14 protein-coding genes are annotated in these 20,787 nt (G+C 39.1%); 5 read left to right on the top strand and 9 right to left on the bottom strand.

What is annotated here, in order from left to right; all coding sequences use genetic code 11:
* Positions 1 to 98: 98 nt before the first annotated feature.
* Positions 99 to 737 (bottom strand): Fe-S biogenesis protein NfuA, encoded by a 639-nt coding sequence (nfuA, locus tag AC1M9N_RS05445; RefSeq protein WP_035269609.1) that lies wholly within the window; start codon positions 735 to 737, stop codon positions 99 to 101.
* Between the two features lie 159 nt (positions 738 to 896).
* Between nfuA and AC1M9N_RS05440 the strand changes: the two genes are divergently transcribed.
* The 3 genes from AC1M9N_RS05440 to AC1M9N_RS05430 all read left to right on the top strand — a co-directional run bounded on the left by AC1M9N_RS05440 (position 897) and on the right by AC1M9N_RS05430 (position 4,325).
* Entirely contained in the window at positions 897 to 1,514 is a 618-nt protein-coding gene (locus AC1M9N_RS05440) for a rhomboid family intramembrane serine protease (protein WP_481593915.1), read from the top strand.
* 156 nt (positions 1,515 to 1,670) lie between these two features.
* Entirely contained in the window at positions 1,671 to 2,624 is a 954-nt protein-coding gene (locus AC1M9N_RS05435; protein ID WP_481954394.1) for an ABC transporter substrate-binding protein, read from the top strand.
* A 159-nt stretch (positions 2,625 to 2,783) separates the two neighbouring features.
* Positions 2,784 to 4,325 (top strand): hypothetical protein, encoded by a 1,542-nt coding sequence (locus AC1M9N_RS05430; protein ID WP_481954393.1) that lies wholly within the window; start codon positions 2,784 to 2,786, stop codon positions 4,323 to 4,325.
* 73 nt (positions 4,326 to 4,398) lie between these two features.
* Here AC1M9N_RS05430 and AC1M9N_RS05425 read toward each other — a convergent pair whose 3' ends face one another.
* Positions 4,399 to 6,021 (bottom strand): inorganic phosphate transporter, encoded by a 1,623-nt coding sequence (locus tag AC1M9N_RS05425; protein WP_180027990.1) that lies wholly within the window; start codon positions 6,019 to 6,021, stop codon positions 4,399 to 4,401.
* A gap of 458 nt (positions 6,022 to 6,479) precedes the next feature.
* Here AC1M9N_RS05425 and metH point away from each other — a divergent pair, with 458 nt between their 5' ends.
* Positions 6,480 to 10,166, top strand: coding sequence for a methionine synthase (gene metH, locus AC1M9N_RS05420; protein WP_481954392.1), 3,687 nt, complete (start codon positions 6,480 to 6,482; stop codon positions 10,164 to 10,166).
* 77 nt (positions 10,167 to 10,243) lie between these two features.
* On the opposite strand, the gene AC1M9N_RS05415 is transcribed toward metH, so the two are convergent.
* Positions 10,244 to 12,589: a P-loop ATPase, Sll1717 family gene (locus tag AC1M9N_RS05415; protein WP_481954391.1), complete on the bottom strand. Its 2,346-nt coding sequence runs from the start codon at positions 12,587 to 12,589 to the stop codon at positions 10,244 to 10,246.
* A gap of 252 nt (positions 12,590 to 12,841) precedes the next feature.
* On the opposite strand from AC1M9N_RS05415, the gene dhaK reads away from it, so the two are divergent.
* Complete coding sequence (dhaK, locus tag AC1M9N_RS05410; protein WP_481954390.1) at positions 12,842 to 14,572, top strand: dihydroxyacetone kinase subunit DhaK; 1,731 nt, start codon at positions 12,842 to 12,844, stop codon at positions 14,570 to 14,572.
* A gap of 72 nt (positions 14,573 to 14,644) precedes the next feature.
* Here dhaK and AC1M9N_RS05405 read toward each other — a convergent pair whose 3' ends face one another.
* The 6 genes from AC1M9N_RS05405 to AC1M9N_RS05380 all read right to left on the bottom strand — a co-directional run bounded on the left by AC1M9N_RS05405 (position 14,645) and on the right by AC1M9N_RS05380 (position 20,745).
* Entirely contained in the window at positions 14,645 to 14,938 is a 294-nt protein-coding gene (locus tag AC1M9N_RS05405) for a cold shock domain-containing protein (protein ID WP_481586536.1), read from the bottom strand.
* A gap of 70 nt (positions 14,939 to 15,008) precedes the next feature.
* On the bottom strand, positions 15,009 to 16,268 hold the full coding sequence (locus AC1M9N_RS05400) for a glutaminase (protein WP_481954389.1): 1,260 nt from the start codon (positions 16,266 to 16,268) through the stop codon (positions 15,009 to 15,011).
* 41 nt (positions 16,269 to 16,309) lie between these two features.
* Positions 16,310 to 17,530: a GGDEF domain-containing protein gene (locus tag AC1M9N_RS05395; protein WP_481954388.1), complete on the bottom strand. Its 1,221-nt coding sequence runs from the start codon at positions 17,528 to 17,530 to the stop codon at positions 16,310 to 16,312.
* 224 nt (positions 17,531 to 17,754) lie between these two features.
* A complete protein-coding gene (locus tag AC1M9N_RS05390; protein WP_481954387.1) occupies positions 17,755 to 18,942 on the bottom strand; it encodes a GGDEF domain-containing protein in 1,188 nt (395 codons plus the stop codon).
* A gap of 29 nt (positions 18,943 to 18,971) precedes the next feature.
* Entirely contained in the window at positions 18,972 to 19,460 is a 489-nt protein-coding gene (gene def / locus AC1M9N_RS05385) for a peptide deformylase (RefSeq protein WP_481954452.1), read from the bottom strand.
* A 151-nt stretch (positions 19,461 to 19,611) separates the two neighbouring features.
* The gene (locus tag AC1M9N_RS05380; protein ID WP_481586539.1) at positions 19,612 to 20,745 is read right to left on the bottom strand and encodes a GGDEF domain-containing protein; all 1,134 of its coding nucleotides are present in this window, start codon (positions 20,743 to 20,745) and stop codon (positions 19,612 to 19,614) included.
* Between the last annotated feature and the right edge of the window lie 42 nt (positions 20,746 to 20,787).

Here is a 20,787-nt window from a genome sequence, read left to right as displayed (position 1 = left end):
AATTTTATTGATATTACTCATTTTGTTCAGTTTTCATAAAAAAAAGCCCCCTTTTAATGGGAGCTTTTCAAATCAACTTTTGTAAATTTAAAGGCAACTTATTTCATATAAGCGCCTTCTGATTGGCTGTGGTCTGTCTGGTCCACAACACGTTGTAACTCTGGGATATGCTGTTTTAGCGTAACTTCAACACCTTGTTTAAGTGTCACATCAATTGCTGAACACCCTTGACAGCCACCACCAAATTTCAAGACCGCTGTTAAACCATGCTCTGCATCTTCAACCACTTCAACCAATGCACAGTTTCCACCATGCCCTGCTAAACCAGGGTTAATTTCTGACTGTAATACATAGGTTATACGTTCTTCAATCGATGCATCTGGACCTACACGTGGCACTTTCGAGTTAGGTGCACGGAAAGTCAACTGACCACCAAAGCGATCTTTGTTGTAATCAATCACTGCATCCAATAAGTATGGGATTGATGGTGTATCAATATATGCAGCAAATTTTGGATATTCTTGTTTATAGTCGGTTGGAACGACTTCATCTGGTGCACTATATGCCATGCAGCATTCAGCACGTGGTGTACCCGGATGTTCTACGAAAACACGTACCGCGATACCAGGAGTATTTTGCTTCTCTAAAAGTTCAAACAAATACTCTTGCGCAGTTGGTGTAATTAATAAATTTGGAATTTCTTCAGCAACTGCAGTGCTGGTGTTCTCAGTCGACATAACAATTTTTCCTCAAGCTGAAGACTCTATTTTAACTGAAGATCGGGGGTAATATTTAAAATTCAACTAAATTTGTCAGAATTATTATATTAATAACAATTAAATTTAAAAAAATGGCATGATGAACAGAATTAAAGCAATTTATTCAATCTTATCCATATGCTTGATTTACCTTTTAATCATACTGTCACCATCGTTTTAATTACGGTTGCCGTTTCACTGGTTGCATTTTCCAATCAAAATATTATGAATCGTTTGATTTTTTGGCCTCCAGCCATGCAGAAAGGTCAATACGATCGATTTATCACGCATGGTTTTATACATGCAGATGGAACACATCTACTGTTCAATATGATCACACTCTTTTTCTTTGGAAGTGTAATTGAGAGTTTTTATCGACAATACTTATATGAACTCGGATTTGTTCTGTTCTATTTAGGCGGTTTAATCGCGGCAATTATTCCAAGCTATTTAAAACATAAAAATGATCACCGCTGGGCAAGTCTAGGCGCTTCTGGAGCAGTATCAGCAGTCTTGTTTGCTTATATTTTATTTCAGCCATGGAAACTGATATTTGTCTTCTTTATTCCAGTTCCAGCCATTATTTTTGCCGTGCTTTATGTTGCTTATAGTATTTGGTCAGGTAAACGTGGAAACAGTAACATCAACCACAGCGCACATTTATGGGGTGCAGCCTACGGTGTCGTGGTAACGATATTGATTGAACCTCAAATTATTCCACACTTCTTCAGCAAGTTGCTTCAACTACCTTTCTAATCCTTTGATCATTGCGGAGGGTTAAAACACTCCGCACAAATACCCTTAAATTCAAAGTTGATGCTGGTAAATAAATCAAAAACACAAATTCAACAATGATAATGATTATCATTTATATATTCATGTTAAGCTTTTATCAAACCTCGAGGTATTGATATGACTTACATTAAACTTCCATTGGCACTCATTCTTTCATTCAGCGCCTTTGTTTCATATGCTCAACCTGTTCAATTCACTTATCAAGATCAAACTATTCAACTTCAAAATACACCACAGAAGCTGGCTGTTTACGAATTATCCGCGTTGGATACACTGAATGCTTTAGGTATTCAAGCATCAATCGTACCTGAAACTACTTTTGTTGGTGCTTTGAAAAAATTTAATGACAAACAATATGTAAAAGCTGGATCTTTATTTGAACCCAACCAAACCTTATTAAAAGAACAAAAGCCAGATCTCATCATTGTCGGCGGGCGTTCTGCTGCAAAATTAAATGAGGTCAAAAAAATTGCACCTGCAATCAACCTCTGGCCTGATACTCAAAACTTCAATCAAGACCTGAAAAATCGCACACTTTTTTTAGCAAAAATGTTTAATAAGGAACAACTCGCACAATCTAAATTAGATCATGTCTATGCCCTTCAAGCACAACTTAAACAACTCACTAAAGGCAAATCCGGCCTGATGCTTTTTGCCATGGGTGATAATTTTATACCGCATGCAAAGAATGAAAGATTTGGATTTGCCTATGATATTTCTGGCTTAAAGTCAGTGGTGCCGACTGCAGCACCTCAAGCCTCAAGTACTCGACCTGCTCCAAACTCACCAGAAGCGCTTGCTGCCGCGCAACGCAATTTAGAGCGTCTAGCGCAAGCAATAAAACAAAATCCTGATTTCATCATTGTGTTAGACCGTGGTGCTGTAAACACGCAAAACTATGCTGCGAAACAACATATTCAATCACATCCATTACTCAAGAATAGTCAAGCAATCAAAGAGAATCGTGTCATCTTTGTTGATGCCGATGCCTGGTATTTAACGGGCGCTGGCTTAGATAACACTGCATTTATGTTAGAAGAATTGATCAATGGTATAAAAAATACTAAATAATTGATTTTATTTATAAAGGAAGTCTTCGGCTTCCTTTTTTTAGAAATATCTCGTAATAATTCAATCAATATCTGGTAATTAATGCCACCTAGATCATTAATTTTGTCAGGATAATGTAGGCATCCGCGAATTTATTCATTTTTTTTTGAGATTTTTTGCATGTCTAATCAACCTGATGGTTTACAATTTTCCTCTAACACGTCCTCTAAACCCAGCAGTTCAAAATCAGGCCAACGCATCGTCAGTGCGGCATTACAACAAATTCAGCCAGAATACGCTGATGCAGTTATCAATGAAAAGAATTGGCGCAAATCCTATCCGATTCATTTTAAACGGTTGGTAGAATGTGGGCTCTCATCACCTGAAGCTGCGCTGCGCATCGCTCATGATGGACTTCAACAAGCTTATGAAGAGTTTAGTTTTCAACGTGATCAACATACACACGCATTGAATGAAGTGATGAATCTTAAATCAAAAGATTTAAATACCTACACACTTCAAGGAAACTCTACTGCTGAGCCGCAATGGTTTGTACCTTATCAGGGTAAAAATTTAGAAGGTCAAGCCCTACTCGACCAAATTCAACTCTGGTTAGACCGAGGTATTATAGAAGCATCACATGCTCAGGCACTACAAGCGTGTGTGCAGCATCCAGAGTGGTTTGACCTTTCGGATCGAACAATGGTGCTGTTTGGTGCAGCTTCTGAAGCAGGACCTTTACCTTGGCTGGCGAAATGGAAAGCCAATATCGTGGCGCTTGATTTAAATCATGAGCGAGTATGGACAAAGATTTTGAATACTGTTCTGCAAGGCAATGCGACCTTATACGCTCCAAGTGTCGAATCAATAGATTCATCTGCATCTATACGTGAAGCTGCAGAGCGTTTAGGCGTTAACTTATTAACAGATACCCCTGAGATTGCACATTGGCTCACCCAGTTTGATCAAGACTTAGATCTTGCCGCGATTGCGTATTTAGATGGCGAAAAGCACGTTCGTGTTTCTATGGCGATGGACAACATTATGCAACATGTCAGCCAACAAAAATCCAATACCAGTTTAATGTATATGTGTACGCCCACCGACGTCTACGCTGTACCACAGGAAGTTATTCAAGGTGGATTAGATAAGTTTAAATCACGCTCTAAACTTGAAAATATTCTGTCCAAGAGTATTTCGACTGTCTCTCGTGATTATTTTTTCAAACAAAATGAAGAACGCTTATTCCAATGTCATGATAAACAGTATGGGATCTGCGACTGTCTTGTGGTTGAACAAGGTCCAAATTATGCGTTGGCGAAAAGGATTCAACAATGGCGCGCTACGTTAGCACGGTCACAAGGTCAACGTGTCAGCATTAATATTGCTCCATCGACCACTACACATTCGGTAACCAAAAACCCATTATTAAAAGCTGCTTTCAATGGTGCCAATTTGTTTGATGTTGAAGCATTTGAACCCGCGACGACCAATGCGATTATGGCTGCGTTGTGGATTCATGATTTGAGAAACCCACAGTCGGTTGCCAATCCTGACATCGCCCTCAATCATCCATTAGACTTAATCATGCATGGTGCTAATCATGGTGGATTATGGCGTGTAGCATATCTCGCACGCACCGCCCTACCATTTGCCGCATTATATGGTTTTGCTGAAGAAAAACTCCCCTTGAAAAAACTTTTGTCTAAATTCCAAAAATAAGCGACATAAACAATTGATCATAAAAAAGCGCTGATTGTTCAGCGCTTTTTTAGTCTTTAAGTATTGATTTCAATCAGGTGAACTGAAGGAACAACCAGAATAAACCACCTGACAAACAAATTGTTGCTGGCAGTGTGAAAATCCACGCTGATAAGATTGTGCGAACCATTTGGAAGTTTAAGCCCGACTTATTCGCAACCATCGTACCTGCTACAGCAGAGTTTAAAACGTGTGTTGTTGACACTGGCATACCAAAGCCATCAGCAGCAGCAATCGTTGACATTGCAACTAACTCTGCAGACATCCCCTGACCATAAGTCATGTGTTGTTTACCAATACGCTCACCAACAGTAACAACAATACGTTTCCAGCCTACCATCGTCCCTAGACCTAATGCCAATGCAGTCGCAACTTTCACCCATGTTGGGATGTATTGAAGGAATGAATCTAAGTTATCACGGTAGTTGTCCACTGTTTTTTCTTGCGCTTCAGTCATGGCAGGTAAAGCTTCTGCTTTATCTAAACGCTTGAATGCAGTCGTGCTGAGGTACATATCATTACGGAATTCAGCTACTTGATCTTCAGGAACATCTTTAATGGATGTGTAGCTTCCTACTTTTTCACCTAAATGATCCGTTAAACTTGCCAAAGCTGGCACAACTTCAGGTGTGATTTCTTTGGTTTGGATATATGACGTGATAATTTGACGCGCTTTTTCATCTGGAATATCTTGGTGATTTGGATAAATCAAATCAGCAGTTTGAGCAGATAACTGACCAAACGTTTGGATATGTTGTTGATCTAGACTCTTGTTTAAAGAGTATGCCAATGGCACGATCCCGATCAGAATCAACATAATCAGACCCATACCTTTTTGACCATCATTTGAGCCGTGTGCAAAACTTACACCGGTACACGTGAAAATCAAAATGGCACGAATAAGTGGCGGCGGCGGTTTATTCCCTTCTGGTGGTTGGAATAATTCCACTTGTTTCTTAAAGATTTTTTTAACCAATAAGAACAATACAGCCGCAAATGCAAAACCGATTAATGGTGAGAATAAAAGTGCTTTACCCACTTTCATCACCTGTTCCATGTCTACACCTGACGCACCATTACCTGCGTTTAAGATGTAGTTCATGATGCCCACACCTAAAATCGAACCAATCAGTGTATGAGAGCTAGAAGCAGGGATACCGAGGAACCAAGTTCCTAAGTTCCATACGATTGCGGCAATCAACATGGCAAAGACCATGGCAAAACCAGCACCTGAACCGACGTTCATAATCAATTCAACAGGCAATAGCGCGATAATACCGTAGGCAACTGCACCACTTGCGACCATTACGCCAAGGAAGTTACAGAAGCCTGCCCACATTACAGCGACAGGTGCAGATAAAGCGTTGGTATAAATGACCGTTGCCACAGCATTGGCCGTGTCATGGAAACCGTTAACGAACTCGAAACCCAATGCGATAAACAATGCCGTGGCCAACATGATCACAGCATAAAGATTTAAAGCAGGCACATGAGATAAATCAGCAGCCAACTGAAAACCAATGTAAATCAAGGTTGAAACAATCAGTGTAAGGAACACTGGCATAAAGAATTTCGGCGTTGGCACGTGAACATTCGTCGACTGCATAGGCGTTGACGATTGTGCTGAATCTGAAACTGGAGTTTGATTAGAATTCATGCAAGCAGAGAAAGAGGATAAATATCCCCTCTATTGTTCAATTTAATTATTACAATTATATGACAAAGAGCTGTCATATAAGTCATCCAAATGACACTTATTTAAGAAAATTAAACTTTAAAAACTAATAATATTCAAAATTTAACAATAATAATCATATAGTTAATACAAAAACCTCGTCTTTAATCTTTATTTCAATCGGTGAATAAATAGATGAAATAAAGATGACATCACTGTCACATTTGTTACAACGGCAATTATTATTACATTAGATTATGACAACATGATGAAATATAGACAGTTTCAGTTTTGATAGGTTGGTCATCGTAGTCGATGGATGAAATTCATCCTTAATTTTTTGGGAATAGGTTCATAAATTTTTATTTATCAGAAAAGTGGACGTAACTCTGCTAAAATATTGCACCATTATTTGTGCAGATTTTTGTGAGAGTCATTTGATGTCTACCCTCGCCACCTTAAAAGCGCTTCTTGCCAAACGTATCCTGATTATTGATGGTGCAATGGGTACCATGATCCAACGCCACAAATTGGAAGAAGCTGATTACCGTGGTGAACGTTTTGAGGATTGGGCCTACGACCTTAAGGGTAATAACGACTTATTGGTTCTAACTCAGCCACAGATTATTCAAGGCATTCATGAAGCTTATCTTGAAGCTGGTGCAGATATTATTGAAACTAACTCGTTCAATGGAACACGTGTTTCAATGTCTGACTACCATATGGAAGATTTGGTTCCTGAGATTAACCGTGAAGCAGCTCGAATTGCCAAAGAAGCATGTAAAAAATACTCAACACCTGAAAAACCACGTTTTGTCGCGGGCGTATTAGGACCAACGTCACGTACCACTTCAATTTCACCAAATGTAAATGATCCGGCATTCCGTAACATCACCTTTGATGAGTTAAAAGTTAACTACATTGAAGCGACTAAGGCATTGATTGAAGGTGGTGCAGATATCATCTTGATTGAAACGGTCTTCGATACCCTAAATGCCAAAGCTGCGATCTTTGCAGTGAAAGAAGTTTTTAAAGAAATTGGTTACGAACTGCCAATTATGATTTCGGGCACCATTACCGATGCATCTGGGCGTACACTCACAGGTCAAACCGCAGAAGCATTCTGGAACTCAATGCGCCATGCAGAGCCTTTATCGATTGGCTTTAACTGTGCACTGGGTGCAGATGCGATGCGTCCACACGTCAAAACCGTGTCTGACGTTGCGGATACTTTTGTTTCAGCGCATCCAAACGCAGGCTTACCAAATGCCTTCGGTGGTTATGATGAAACTCCTGAAGAAACTGCAGCATTTATTAAAGAATTTGCTGAAAGTGGCTTAATTAACATTACGGGTGGTTGTTGTGGTACGACGCCGGATCATATTCGTGCGATTGCGCAAGCGGTTGAAGGTATTGCACCGCGTCAAATCCCTGAAATTGAACCTGCATGTCGTTTAAGTGGTTTAGAGCCATTTAACATTACTAAAGATTCATTGTTTGTGAACGTCGGTGAACGTACCAACGTGACAGGTTCTAAAAAATTCTTACGCCTGATTAAAGAAGGTAACTTCACTGAAGCTTTAGATGTTGCTCGCCAACAAGTTGAAGCCGGTGCGCAAATCATCGACATCAACATGGATGAAGGGATGCTGGATTCGCAAGAAGCGATGGTGCATTTCCTGAATCTGATCGCGTCTGAGCCTGATATTTCACGTGTGCCAATCATGCTTGACTCTTCTAAATGGGAGATCATTGAAGCAGGTTTGAAATGCGTCCAAGGTAAAGCGGTTGTAAACTCAATTTCCTTAAAAGAAGGTTATGACGAGTTTGTCGAACGTGCTCGCCTCTGCCGTCAGTACGGTGCGGCAGTCATTGTCATGGCGTTTGATGAAAATGGTCAAGCGGATACAGCTGAACGTAAAAAGGAAATCTGTAAGCGCTCTTACGATGTCTTAGTCAACGAAGTGGGTTTCCCATCTGAAGATATTATTTTTGACCCGAACGTGTTTGCGGTCGCAACAGGTATTGAAGAACACAACAACTACGGTGTGGACTTCATTGAAGCAACCGGTTGGATTAAACAAAACCTGCCAAATGCGATGGTGTCAGGCGGGATCTCAAACGTATCGTTCTCATTCCGTGGTAATGAACCTGTTCGTGAAGCGATCCATGCGGTGTTCTTGTATCACGGCATTCAACAAGGCTTAACCATGGGGATCGTCAACGCAGGTCAGCTTGCAATTTATGATGATATCGATGCTGAGCTAAAAGAAGCTGTTGAAGATGTGGTCTTAAACCGTAACCAAGGTGCGAGCGGTCAAGAAGCGACTGAAAAATTACTCGCTGTTGCGGAAAAATACCGTGGTCAAGCGGGTGCGCAAAAGGCTGAAGAAAACCTTGAATGGCGTAATGAACCTGTAGAAAAACGTCTTGAATACGCGTTGGTTAAAGGTATTACGACTTATATTGATGAAGATACCGAAGAAGCGCGTTTAAAATCTGCACGTCCTTTAGATGTCATTGAAGGGCCACTTATGGCAGGTATGAACGTGGTGGGTGACCTGTTCGGTGCCGGCAAAATGTTCTTACCACAAGTGGTGAAATCTGCACGTGTGATGAAACAAGCCGTGGCTTGGTTGAACCCATTTATTGAAGCAGAAAAAACCCAAGGCGAAGCCAAAGGTAAAATCTTGCTTGCAACAGTAAAAGGCGACGTACACGACATCGGTAAAAACATCGTGGGTGTGGTACTGGGCTGTAACGGTTATGACATCGTTGACCTTGGCGTGATGGTACCGTGTGAGAAAATTCTACAAACTGCGATTGATGAGAAAGTTGATATCATCGGTTTGTCAGGTTTGATCACACCGTCATTGGATGAAATGGTCTTTGTTGCCAAAGAAATGCAACGTAAAGGTTTTAACATTCCATTGATGATTGGTGGTGCAACAACATCGAAAGCGCATACTGCCGTGAAAATTGCGCCGCAATATCACAATGATGGTGTGTACTACACGGCTGATGCTTCACGTGCGGTGGGTGTTGCAACACAGCTTTTATCTACTGATATGAAGCCTCAATTGGCAGCTGACTATGCTGCGGATTATGAAAAAATCCGTACGCGTCTTGCCAACAAACAACCGAAAGCAGCAAAACTTTCTTATGCTGAATCGGTTGAAAATGGTTTCAAGATTGACTTTGAAAAGCATGCACCTGTAAAACCAAACTTCATTGGTTCGCAAACATTCACCAACTATCCACTCGAAGCTTTAGTTGAATACTTCGACTGGACACCATTCTTTATTTCTTGGAGTTTGGCGGGTAAATACCCGAAAATCCTTGAAGATGAAGTCGTCGGTGAAGCAGCACGTGATTTGTTTGAACAAGCACAAGCGATGCTCAAAGACATCATCGAAAATAAACGTTTCGATGCACGCGCTACTTTTAGTCTTTACCCTGCCAACCGTGTTGCAGCAGACACTGTTGCGGTAACTGATGAAAATGGCAATGTGACGCATACCTTTGAGCATATTCGTCAGCAGTCTGACAAAGTGACAGGCAAAGCGAATTTCTCACTGGCTGACTTTGTAGCGCCGAAAGACGTGGCGCAAGATTATTTGGGTGGTTTCACTGTATCGATCTTTGGTGCGGAAGAACTTTCGCAAGAATACAAAGCCAAAGGTGATGACTATAACGCGATTATGGTTCAAGCCTTGGGTGACCGTTTTGCAGAAGCATTTGCTGAACACTTGCACCAACGTATTCGTAAAGAGTTCTGGGGCTACCAAGCCGATGAACAGCTTTCGAATGAAGAGTTGATCAAAGAGAAGTATGTGGGTATTCGTCCTGCACCGGGCTACCCTGCTTGTCCTGAACATTCTGAAAAAGCGCCATTGTTTGACTGGTTAGGTACGACTGATAAGATCGGAACTTACTTAACCAGTAGCTTTGCAATGTGGCCGCCTTCATCAGTCAGCGGTTTCTACTATGCAAACCCTGAAACTGAATACTTTAACGTGGGTAAAATCTCTGGCGATCAGTTGGAAGATTATGCGAAACGTAAAGGTTGGACACTGGAAGAGGCGAAACGTTGGTTAGCACCGAATTTGGATGATTCAGTAGTGTAATCCCCCTCGATCCCCCTTTTTCAAAGGGGGAAGAATCTAATTATCGAATTAAAAATCCCCTCGAGTGAGGGGGTTTTTTATGCAGCTAAATCTTTATCTATTTCTATCATTAATGAATCCCAGAATGCTGGATTAACAATATAATTCATATTATGAATTTTAGTTTTGATAAATCCTTCCATTAATTTCATATTGTAATTAAAGTGATAAATAAATTTAATTTCACGATTATCTAAATATATTCCAATAAACCCATACCATAATAAAATTTTTATAATCTCATCAGGGTTCATCAAAGCTAAATTCTCATCACCTTTAATAATATTTATAAGCTCATCTGAAGATAGTAAAGATTTGACTCCAATGAAACTATAAAGAATATTGTTAAGATCGCTATTAATATCATTTAGTTCGTAACTAATATCAGTTAATAAATCTGTAGAGTATGCTTTCATTCCTTTAGAAATATCATCTTCAGTAATTTGAGGATGATTAAGGTTTACTGCGAAACTCTTACATTGATTAATTAAATTTAGTAAAAATCGAGGACGCATTAATGATCGCTCAATTAAATACTGTGAAGTTTCTTCACCTTTATAATGGCTTATGAAAATTCGTTTCCATGCTTGTTCAAATGAAAAATCAGGGCTGAAGCCTTCATTTGCGACTATCCTTAATCGAACCATCTCACGAAGCAAATCAGTATCAGTCCAATCTAGAAGCACATTCCCCTCTTTTCCTCTATCAGCAGTATGCTGAACTAAAAGTTCATAAACATCATTTCTTAAGAAGATAATAATGTTAATTTCAGTATTAACATGAGAGAACTGTCTTTGTATTTTTTTTGTGCAATCTATTAATGCCCTTACAATCAGTAAATCTTCTTTTTGCAAGCCAGAAGTTGGCCATCCTTTATCAATATTATCAATTAATAACCATACATGCCTTTTATATTTAAGATAGTTCTTTAACTGGTCCGTAATGGCTTTAATATCATGCTTGTATAACAATTCTGTTAATTCTGGGGATGAAAGTCTAACTCCTGAATTTTCCCCATACTTCTCAAAATAATCTGAAGAAATTCTTGTCATTAAAGTTGACATTCGTTCAGAAAAGTCACCTTCTGTATCATAGCCTTCAGCTCTATATAACTCAGATATTTGACGATACGGTTGATATAAATTTTCGTTATGTATATGCAACTCTTTATCATTACTAAGTATTTTATTACATAATTCTAGAAGCAACACATATTCCCAAAATGCCATAATTGTGTGTTGGAAAGTCCCTTCCTGAAGAAAGCCTAATATTTGTTCTTTGAATTTTACAAATTTATAGCCTTCAGGTTTTAAATCTAGAACTAAATTTTGATTTGATGATCTTTCCCTATCCCTAATTTGCAAAAAAATTGCTGATTTACCTGAGCCTTTTCTACCTACAACCAAATTGGCTTCACCACGAACTGCTTTGAGATATTGCTCAGTTTTTAAATAATATTTTTGAAGACTTCGCATTTCATTTTCTGCGGAAGTTGATCCTAAATCTATTTTTTGTAATTCCGTAGTATATTCATTGTTTAGGTATTCATTTTCTTCTTGAAAATAAGCCGCAACAGAAGCAGCAAAATCTGCCATTACATCGTTAATATCATCTAATTTATAACAGTATTTAATGAAATCACGATAATCAAGGGGGGCGGCATCTTGCCCCATCTGAATTAAGATATGAGGTTTTTCAAGCCCTTTTGCTAAACCTGCAATAAAAGAAGATCTAATATTATGAATTTTTGAATCTTCGATATGGCTGGATAAAATAGGAATTACAATTCCCATTGATTCTGATACTTGATGTATAGCTTCGTGGGCAGATAAACGTGGCTGTTCTGAAGGATCAAAAGTTCTAAAAATATATCTAGATTTTTTAATTCTTGACTCTATACGAGTAATCCAATCTGTTTTGTGTTTACTTAAAACAAAATAAACGGGAGCTTGTTTGTTGAGTTTTTTTTCTAAAAAAATTGGATCATTGAAAGAACCTGATTTTAAGAAACCAGCTAGTTGTTGAGTATTAGAATATTCATTATAGCCTAGAGTATCAAATATCCCTACATCATGAATTTTAGGATGATCTTCCAAAATTGCAGAATTTTTTGTTAATAAAATTCTTTTACCTTTACCGATTGCATAGCCAATTTCATAAGTCACATTCAAATTAAGAACACTTATATCTGCTATTAGAAAGTCTGCCTCATCAATACCATTTAGTACTTCATTCGCAATAAAGTGCCCCACTATGTCCATGTGTTTCCAAGTTTTAATCACTATTTCTTGATTACATCTATTAGCCATAGTTACTGCTGATTCGATAGAATCACCAATTTCGCTCGGAGTAGCACAATAAGCATAGAATCCAATTTTTTTCATTTTAACTTTCTGAATTGTTTATAATTACTTCAATACTAATTAAAGGTTGTTATATATACAATACTGCTCAATCAATAAAAATTCGTTAATTTACCTCTTTTATCATATAACTTCTTAGCTCTATCTAAACCGCCCCTTTTCTAACCACCAAACCGCAAATCATCCGTTTTAACATTTTTAGATCAGCAAATGTTTCAAGTTTAGTGAATAATTAATACTTATTAATGAAATTACCAAAAGTTTGATATTTCCATGAAAAAACTCATCAACCACCCTGAAAACTTGGTTGTCGACATGTGCAAAGGCTTTGTCTTGGCACACCCAGAACTTGCATTCACTGAGTCTCACAAAATCATTTCAAGAAAAGAAAAACACAATAATGTTGCTCTCATCAGTGGTGGCGGTAGCGGGCATGAACCTGCACATGCAGGCTTTGTCGGTCAAGGCATGTTAGATGCGGCCGTATGTGGCGATGTCTTTGCATCACCTTCACAAATTCAGGTCTATAAAGCATTGCAGCACGTCGCAACTGACAAAGGCGTGCTAATGATCATCAAAAATTATTCTGGTGATATGATGAATTTCCAGAACGGTGCAGCTTTAGCAACTGAAGACGGAATTCAAGTCGACTTTGTGAAAGTTGCAGATGACATTGCGGTTAAAGATAGTTTATATACAGTCGGTCGTCGTGGTGTCGCAGGCACAGTCTTTGTTCATAAGATTGCAGGCGCAGCAGCATCTAAAGGCTTAGAATTAGGTGAAGTTAAAACAGTCGCTCAAAAAGCGGCTGACAATGTCATCAGTTTAGGTTTTGCCTATAGCTCATGTACTGTTCCTGCTAAAGGTACACCAACCTTCACGCTTGCTGATGATGAAATGGAATACGGCGTGGGTATTCACGGTGAACCGGGCATCCGTCGTGAAAAAATCTTGCCGGCAAAAGAACTGGCACAACGTATGGTCGATGATCTGTTTTTAGATCGCCCAGACATGAAAGAAGTCGCAGTTTTGATCAATGGCTTTGGCTCAACGCCAATGCAAGAACTGTATCTGTTTAACCATGATGTATGCACACACCTTGCGCGTAAAGGCATCAAAATTTACCGTACTTTTGTCGGCAACTACATGACCAGTATCGACATGAATGGCGCATCCATTTCATTACTTGAATTGGATGATGAACTCAAAACATACTTAGATGCAGAAGCCAGCACCCCTGCCTTTAAACTTGATGGTTCACCTGCTTTAGCCATTGAGTTTGCGATAAAAGATACGGCTACCCAACATCAAGGCAACAGCCAAGTTGAAACTGCAGCAGAACATGCTGAAATTCAAAATGAGCAATTTACCATTGAAAACATGCGCTATGTGGTCGATGTGATGGCAGCATGTATCATCAAAAATGAAGTGCCATTTTGTGAGTTAGACGCACACGCAGGTGACGGCGACTTCGGCATGAGTGTGGCTAAAGGCTTTAAACAACTCAAGAAAGAATGGCAAAGCTTGATCCAAGCGAAGCATATGGATGAATTCTTGCTCAATAGCTCCATGATCATTATGGAACATTGTGGCGGTGCTTCGGGTCCCATCTGGGGTTCTGCATTCCGCGCTGCAAGTAAAGCCATTCAAGGTAAAACCACGTTAAGCGTGGCGGATTTTGCCGATATGCTGCAAGCCGCAGTAAAAGGTATTCAAACCACAGGCGAACGTTCATTTGGACGTGGCGCGGTAGTGGGAGATAAAACTCTCATTGATGCGCTCGTGCCATGCGCAGATTCATGGTCTGCCAACACAGACAAAAGCTTTAAGGAAAACTTTATCTTAGGTGCTCAAGCTGCTGTTCAAGGCGCAGAATCGACCAAAGAGATTGTTGCACGTATGGGTCGTGCAGGTACTGTCGGCGATCGTAGCTTAGGCTATCCTGATGCAGGTGCATATGGTTTAGGCGTGATTTTTACCGATATTGCCGATCATCTAAAATAACATCTAAACATGACATAAATGATTGATTAGTTATGTAAAAAAGCCCTGATGATTCAGGGCTTTTTTTGCTTTTTATTTTTTAAAACTTGATAATAATGCGCTGGTAATCGCCTGATTATGTGATGCCACACGAGACTTCTTCGCTTTCGCTGACTGGTCAGCTACACGTTGAATTTTGACTGCTTTTAATTTACCTTGATTTTCAACAACCTGAAATTTGACTCGGTCATTGCGTTTTGGCTCACCTTCATCTGCAGGAAAGTCAGAAATGTGGAAAAAAATATCCTCACCTGCACCACCAATAAAACCAAAACCTTTATCGGCATGATAAATTTTAATTTTTCCTTGCTGGACTTCAGACTTCATAACATTCCCAAAAAACGGTATACAATTTTCAATATTATACACGCATCTTAAAGTGCATCATCTTTGCTGATCACTTTAAATAATTATGCAAATGCTGTTGGACAATGACGCGTTTGTGTCCTTTACTTTGTTGTTCCGATAACAATGATTCCGCATCTAAAACCACCACTTTGTGACCATCATCCTGTAGACGTTTCACACCTTCAAATAACATTCGAGCACCGACATCATGGATTAAAGTCAGATGTGTAAGATCAAGCACTACTTTATTTTTACCTACAGGCTCATTCTGTAACTCACGCAAGAACATTTCAGTCTCTGTAAATTGTAAGACACCACGTAGCTCATATACCACCATGCCATCATCATACTCACGGCGACTTTGGATAATGGTTTGTGCTGAAGGGGTTCCCTCCATCAAATGTAATCCCATATCACTTGATAGACGTTCAAAGATTTCCACACCTCGAACACTGTTGCCATGGCTGTCTAATTTAGGCGAAAAAACCGCAATCCCGACCTGACCTGGTAAGACACCAATAATCCCCCCTGCCACCCCACTTTTGGCAGGAATACCAACCGTGGTCAACCAATCTCCAGCTGCATCGTACATACCGCACGTCATCATAACGCTAAGTACCTGACGACATACCTGACGATCTAAAATACATTTTCCCGTAACAGGGTCTTTTCCACCATTCGCTAATACACTGCCCATTCGCGCTAAATCTTTCACGGTGACTTTAATCGCACACTGTAGAATATAACCATGAACAATATGCTCTGGGTCTTCTTCTAGCACGCCGACGGTACGCAACATATAGCCAATCGAAAGATTACGAAATGCTGTTTTGAGTTCAGATTGATAGACTTGCTCATCAAAGGTTAATTCACGCCCACACAGTTCACTCAAGAAACGTCGTAAATGTTCTGCACGAGAAACAGTCTTTTTATGAGGTAATAAAGAATGTGTCGTAATCGCACCCGAGTTAATCATTGGGTTCTTGGGAATCGATCGTTCTTTTTCTAATGAGATTTGATTAAATGCTTCCCCCGAAGGCTCAACACCAACTTTTTCTAATACCTGAGCCAAACCATGTTCTTGAATCGCTAACGCATAAGCAAATGGTTTAGACATTGATTGAATCGTGAACTCAACTTCATCATCCCCTGAGGAATAAATCGTACCATCAATGGTTGAAAGTGCTAAAGCGATACGATTTGGATTGGCAGCTGCCAGTTCTGGAATATAGTCAGCCAATGCTCCTTCGGTATTCGCATGACATTGGTCCAATACATGGGCAAGATAATCAGGTACAGGTGTCTTCATTTTTATTCTCTTGGTGATCAATGGAGACCCAAAATAAGATCTCAAATGTTAAATTCAGTTGTCGATATCGTGTCACATCTGACTTGATTACGGCCATTCTGCTTTGCAAGATATAGTGCTTTATCCGCTGCACTATAAATCCCTTGCTTTACTTCGTCTGTGTATAGATGTGGTAAATTTTGTGACATCGCCACGCCAAAGCTTGCGGTCACTTGAATAAAAGTCGCTGGGCTAATCTCAATTTTTTCACTTTCGATCGTTCGACGGCAGCGTTCTGCGATGATTAATGCTTCGTCGATATCACCATATGTAAGTACTAGAACAAACTCTTCACCACCGAGTCGTCCCACTATATCCTCTTCTCGTGTTTGCTGTTTTAAAATGAGAGCAATACGTTTAAGTACAAGATCACCAACATCATGACCATAATTGTCATTAATCTGCTTGAAGAAATCGAGATCTAAGATGATGAAAGCAAAGCTGCGATTTTGTTGAATTAACTTACTAATAAACTGATTGATGTAACGACGGTTATAGAGGTTGGTTAACGCATCTTTCTGACTTAGTACTTCAATCTTACGCTCACGTCGTCTCCACTGCGACAAGATCAACTCAAAAAATACTGCTGAGCACAACAGTATGGGTAAATATAGTACCGCCATACTTTTCAGCCAAAAAGGATTGGCATACAAATTAGATTGATTCAGTGCATCACTAAACAATGGTGCATAAGTCAGTTGACCATTGGCCGTCAGTACTGCCAACCACAAGATAATACAAGCAATAATAAAAGAGACGCTATAGATGATGCGCTGTTCATATACCACAAAACCAATTAATACAATATTGACCGTTCCCGCCATCACCGCAGGACTATAAATCCCAACCGTGTATCCTGAAAAAATGACAATCAATCCATAAAATAAGGGGATTAAATAGCCCAAGATTCGGCGAGCAGTAGCATTTTTACGAAGCATTAAAGCGATTATCAGAAAACACATGGTCAAAATCACTTGTAAACATGTGGTCAATGTCCGATGAGGATAATATTCTGGATCTAACCAAATTTGATATTCTGAATGGAAAGTTAGGTAGTACCACAACCAATGACCGATGAGCATCAACAGCCCAAATATAAGTAACAGAATCCCTTTATTAAAGTTGGACCAGTTAATAATAGAACGATCAGATTCTAACAAGACATATTTGATAGCTTGCAATAAACTGCGCTGTTGTTGTACTTCATTCTCTCGAGTCATCATCTAATTGTATTATCGAATATTCATATTTATTTTTATTAAAATTTGGATGTATTCAGCGATCATGTCAATGCGCTTTAAGCATTAAAAAGACTGCTTTATCGTTCAGATCAATTTATGGTATGAATTTGATGATCACTGACCAAAACAAAAGCATTGCTATAAAAAAACCTAAGCGTATGTTTCTCTATAGTTAGTAGTACCACAACCGAAATTGAATCATTCAACTAAGCTGACTGATATAACTGTACCTGATTTCGTCCGCTTTCTTTGGCAATATATAAAGCGTGATCTGCACAATGCGTAATGACATCTTGATCAGATAACTCATGGGATAATGCAATACCAAAGCTTGCCGTCACATTTAACGAGGTTCCATCATCCAGCACAATTGGCTGCTGTGCAATTGCGTTACGGCAACGTTCTGCAATATCAACCGCTTGATCACGACTGAGATTGTCTAGAATTAATATAAATTCTTCACCGCCATAACGTCCAACCGTATCACCAATTCGAACATGATATTCCAAACGCGTCGCCACCTGTTTCAGGACTTCATCTCCTGCTGCATGACCATATTGATCATTAATTTGTTTAAAATGATCCAAATCCAATAAGATCACAGCATAATCAGCACGATCCTGCTGAAAATGTGATAACACTTCATTGATTTGACGACGGTTATAAACGTTCGTCAGGGCATCAAATTTACTACTGGTTTCAAATTGTTTTTCACGACTGCGCCATTGAGTGAGTAAAATCTCAAAGAATAAAACACTCATAAGTAAAATGGGCACGTAGAGCTGTACCATGCTCATGACCCAAAAATCATTTTGGTAAACGATACTTTTATTCAACTCATCACTAAACATAGGTGCATAACGAATTCGATCGATATGCGTCAAGTAACACGTTAATAATGTGTATATCGTAATTGGAACTGCAATCCCATAAATAATTTTACGGCTATAAAATACCAACCCGACCAATACAATACTGATGAACCCTGCCATCGTTGCAGGGCTATAAATTCCAATCGAATACCCTGAATAAATCATGGTCATTCCAAAGAAACTAGGAGCAAAGTAAGCAATGAAGGTTTGAAACTTAGCGATATGCTGAAACTTGAAACAGCTCCAAAACAGGACAAGATAAATCACGGAGGTCACCAACAATTGGGTAACACGTAATTCAAAATAGTCAGGATTTAACCACTGTGCTTTTTCAGGGGTATAAAAAGCCACAATTAACCAGCGAGCGACCTCAAGTTGGCTTAGAATTCCAAAAAAGAGGATAAGCCGTCCCTTTTTAAAATCACTCCAATTGATCAGCATATTTTGAGGATCAAGGATGTACGTATTGGCCATACGATACAATCGCTTAATCATATGTTGAATCTTCCTGATTAACTTCATTCTGTCCTTTTATCTTTTATATTGTCTTTTTAAGCAGCGTGAACTCGCTCTAGAAACAAGATCCCATCAAGATGGTCAATTTCGTGTTGAATGATTCGTGCAGGGAATCCTGAAAAAGTCGCAGTAATTTCCTGTCCTTGCATATTACGATAACGGACACGGATTGATGAAGCTCGAGCTACTTCCGCACGTCGATTCTCTACACTTAAACATCCCTCTTCTCCTAAAACAACATGATCAGAACGCTCCAATATTTCAGGATTAATCATGTAAATAGGCTCCATCTCAGGCGCATCGGGATACCGTATATTGGGCTTTGAAGCGACGATAATAATCCTTTTAGAGACATAAACTTGTGGCGCAGCAATACCGACACCATTGCGCTGTTGCATCGTAAAATGCATTGCTTCAACCAGATGCGTTAACCAGCTACTACTAAACTCAAGCTCACTTACCGGCGATGCAATCAATTCAAGGATGACTTCACCTTTTTGAGCAACGGGTAGTATCGTCATAATACGTTCATCTCAATTATGATAAGAATTTGATCTTCATAATTTTTTAAATTTTAAATCAAATATTTGATTAATAGTCAACCAATCTTAAAGCATTTCAAGTTGAAGTAAAACTGATTTAAATGACGAATTTGTGAGATGATAATTTTACGGCTCAAGTTTCACTTTTTTGTATGACATCAGCATCCTGAAGTTCGTAGTAGTGTCTAACCTGATTACGACCACGTTTTTTTGCCAGATATAATGCTTGGTCTGCATGACGAATCACCGCTTCTTTATTTAAATTAAATTCAGAAATGGCTATACCAAAGCTTGCTGTCACTCTGATCGTCGTACGTTCATCGATATAAAAGAGCTCATTTTCAATTTCTTTGCGACACCGCTCTGCGACCTCCATCGCAGCTCTGAGGTTTTTATTCTGCAACAGCATCACAAACTCTTCACCACCAAATCGCCCGACAATATCTGTATCACGTATATTTTGACGTAGTACATTGGCAACACGCTTTAAGACGTTGTCTCCGATATCATGACCATAGTTATCATTAATACTCTTGAAATGATCAAGATCTAACAGAATGAGAGCAAATTTTCGTTCTTGTAATTGAATTTCATTGAGTTCTAAACCTATTTTTCGACGGTTATAAATCCCCGTAAGCGGGTCCATTTGACTCATTAAATTAATTTGTTTTTCTCGATTTCGCCATTGCGTCAACAAAATCTCAAACAATACAAAAGTCGCAAAAAAAATAGGCACGTAAAAATAAAGTTGTGAATAAACCCAGAATTCATTAAATACCATGACTGAATAATTGAGCTGATCACTAAAGACCGGTGCGTAGGTCATATAACCCAATGCACTACTGACAATTGCAATGAGCATATATACAGTGACTGGTAAAAAAAGCAGATATACAATCTTGCGTTCAAATAAAACCAGACCAACTGTTAAAATACTGATAAATCCCGCAACGGTAGCAGGACTACTGATACCAACCGAATAGCCACCATAAATAAAGCTTACGGAAAATACCAAAATAATAAAGTAAGGTAAATATTGTCTCACCCATTCTTTATGACGCCATATGACACAAGGAATGATCAGCAAAAACTGTAATACACAGCACAGCAACATCCGTGATAGGTGAAAATAATAATAATCAGGATTGAGCCAATGATGTAATGCAGGATGATGAAATGAAAATAAATACCATGTAATCCAGGTGATATGTGCAAGCCCGCCCAATACCATGACCAGAATACATTTATTTAAGTTACTCCAATTCATCAACACACTTTGATTCATAAATGAATGAAGTGTATAGGGGCG

The organism is Acinetobacter sp. ANC_7655, from assembly GCF_056784015.1.
The sequence above is the reverse complement of the archived record's forward strand: the minus strand, read 5'-3'. Positions and strand labels throughout refer to the sequence as shown.

Excerpts from the sequence above, each read along its gene's own strand:
- nfuA (WP_035269609.1), bottom strand. The coding sequence starts at position 737 with ATGTCGACTGAGAACACCAGCACTGCAGTTGCTGAAGAAATTCCAAAT.
- AC1M9N_RS05440 (WP_481593915.1), top strand. The coding sequence starts at position 897 with ATGCTTGATTTACCTTTTAATCATACTGTCACCATCGTTTTAATTACG.
- AC1M9N_RS05435 (WP_481954394.1), top strand. The coding sequence starts at position 1,671 with ATGACTTACATTAAACTTCCATTGGCACTCATTCTTTCATTCAGCGCC.
- AC1M9N_RS05430 (WP_481954393.1), top strand. The coding sequence starts at position 2,784 with ATGTCTAATCAACCTGATGGTTTACAATTTTCCTCTAACACGTCCTCT.
- AC1M9N_RS05425 (WP_180027990.1), bottom strand. The coding sequence starts at position 6,021 with ATGAATTCTAATCAAACTCCAGTTTCAGATTCAGCACAATCGTCAACG.
- metH (WP_481954392.1), top strand. The coding sequence starts at position 6,480 with ATGTCTACCCTCGCCACCTTAAAAGCGCTTCTTGCCAAACGTATCCTG.
- AC1M9N_RS05415 (WP_481954391.1), bottom strand. The coding sequence starts at position 12,589 with ATGAAAAAAATTGGATTCTATGCTTATTGTGCTACTCCGAGCGAAATT.
- dhaK (WP_481954390.1), top strand. The coding sequence starts at position 12,842 with ATGAAAAAACTCATCAACCACCCTGAAAACTTGGTTGTCGACATGTGC.
- AC1M9N_RS05405 (WP_481586536.1), bottom strand. The coding sequence starts at position 14,938 with ATGAAGTCTGAAGTCCAGCAAGGAAAAATTAAAATTTATCATGCCGAT.
- AC1M9N_RS05400 (WP_481954389.1), bottom strand. The coding sequence starts at position 16,268 with ATGAAGACACCTGTACCTGATTATCTTGCCCATGTATTGGACCAATGT.
- AC1M9N_RS05395 (WP_481954388.1), bottom strand. The coding sequence starts at position 17,530 with ATGATGACTCGAGAGAATGAAGTACAACAACAGCGCAGTTTATTGCAA.
- AC1M9N_RS05390 (WP_481954387.1), bottom strand. The coding sequence starts at position 18,942 with ATGAAGTTAATCAGGAAGATTCAACATATGATTAAGCGATTGTATCGT.
- AC1M9N_RS05380 (WP_481586539.1), bottom strand. The coding sequence starts at position 20,745 with ATGAATTGGAGTAACTTAAATAAATGTATTCTGGTCATGGTATTGGGC.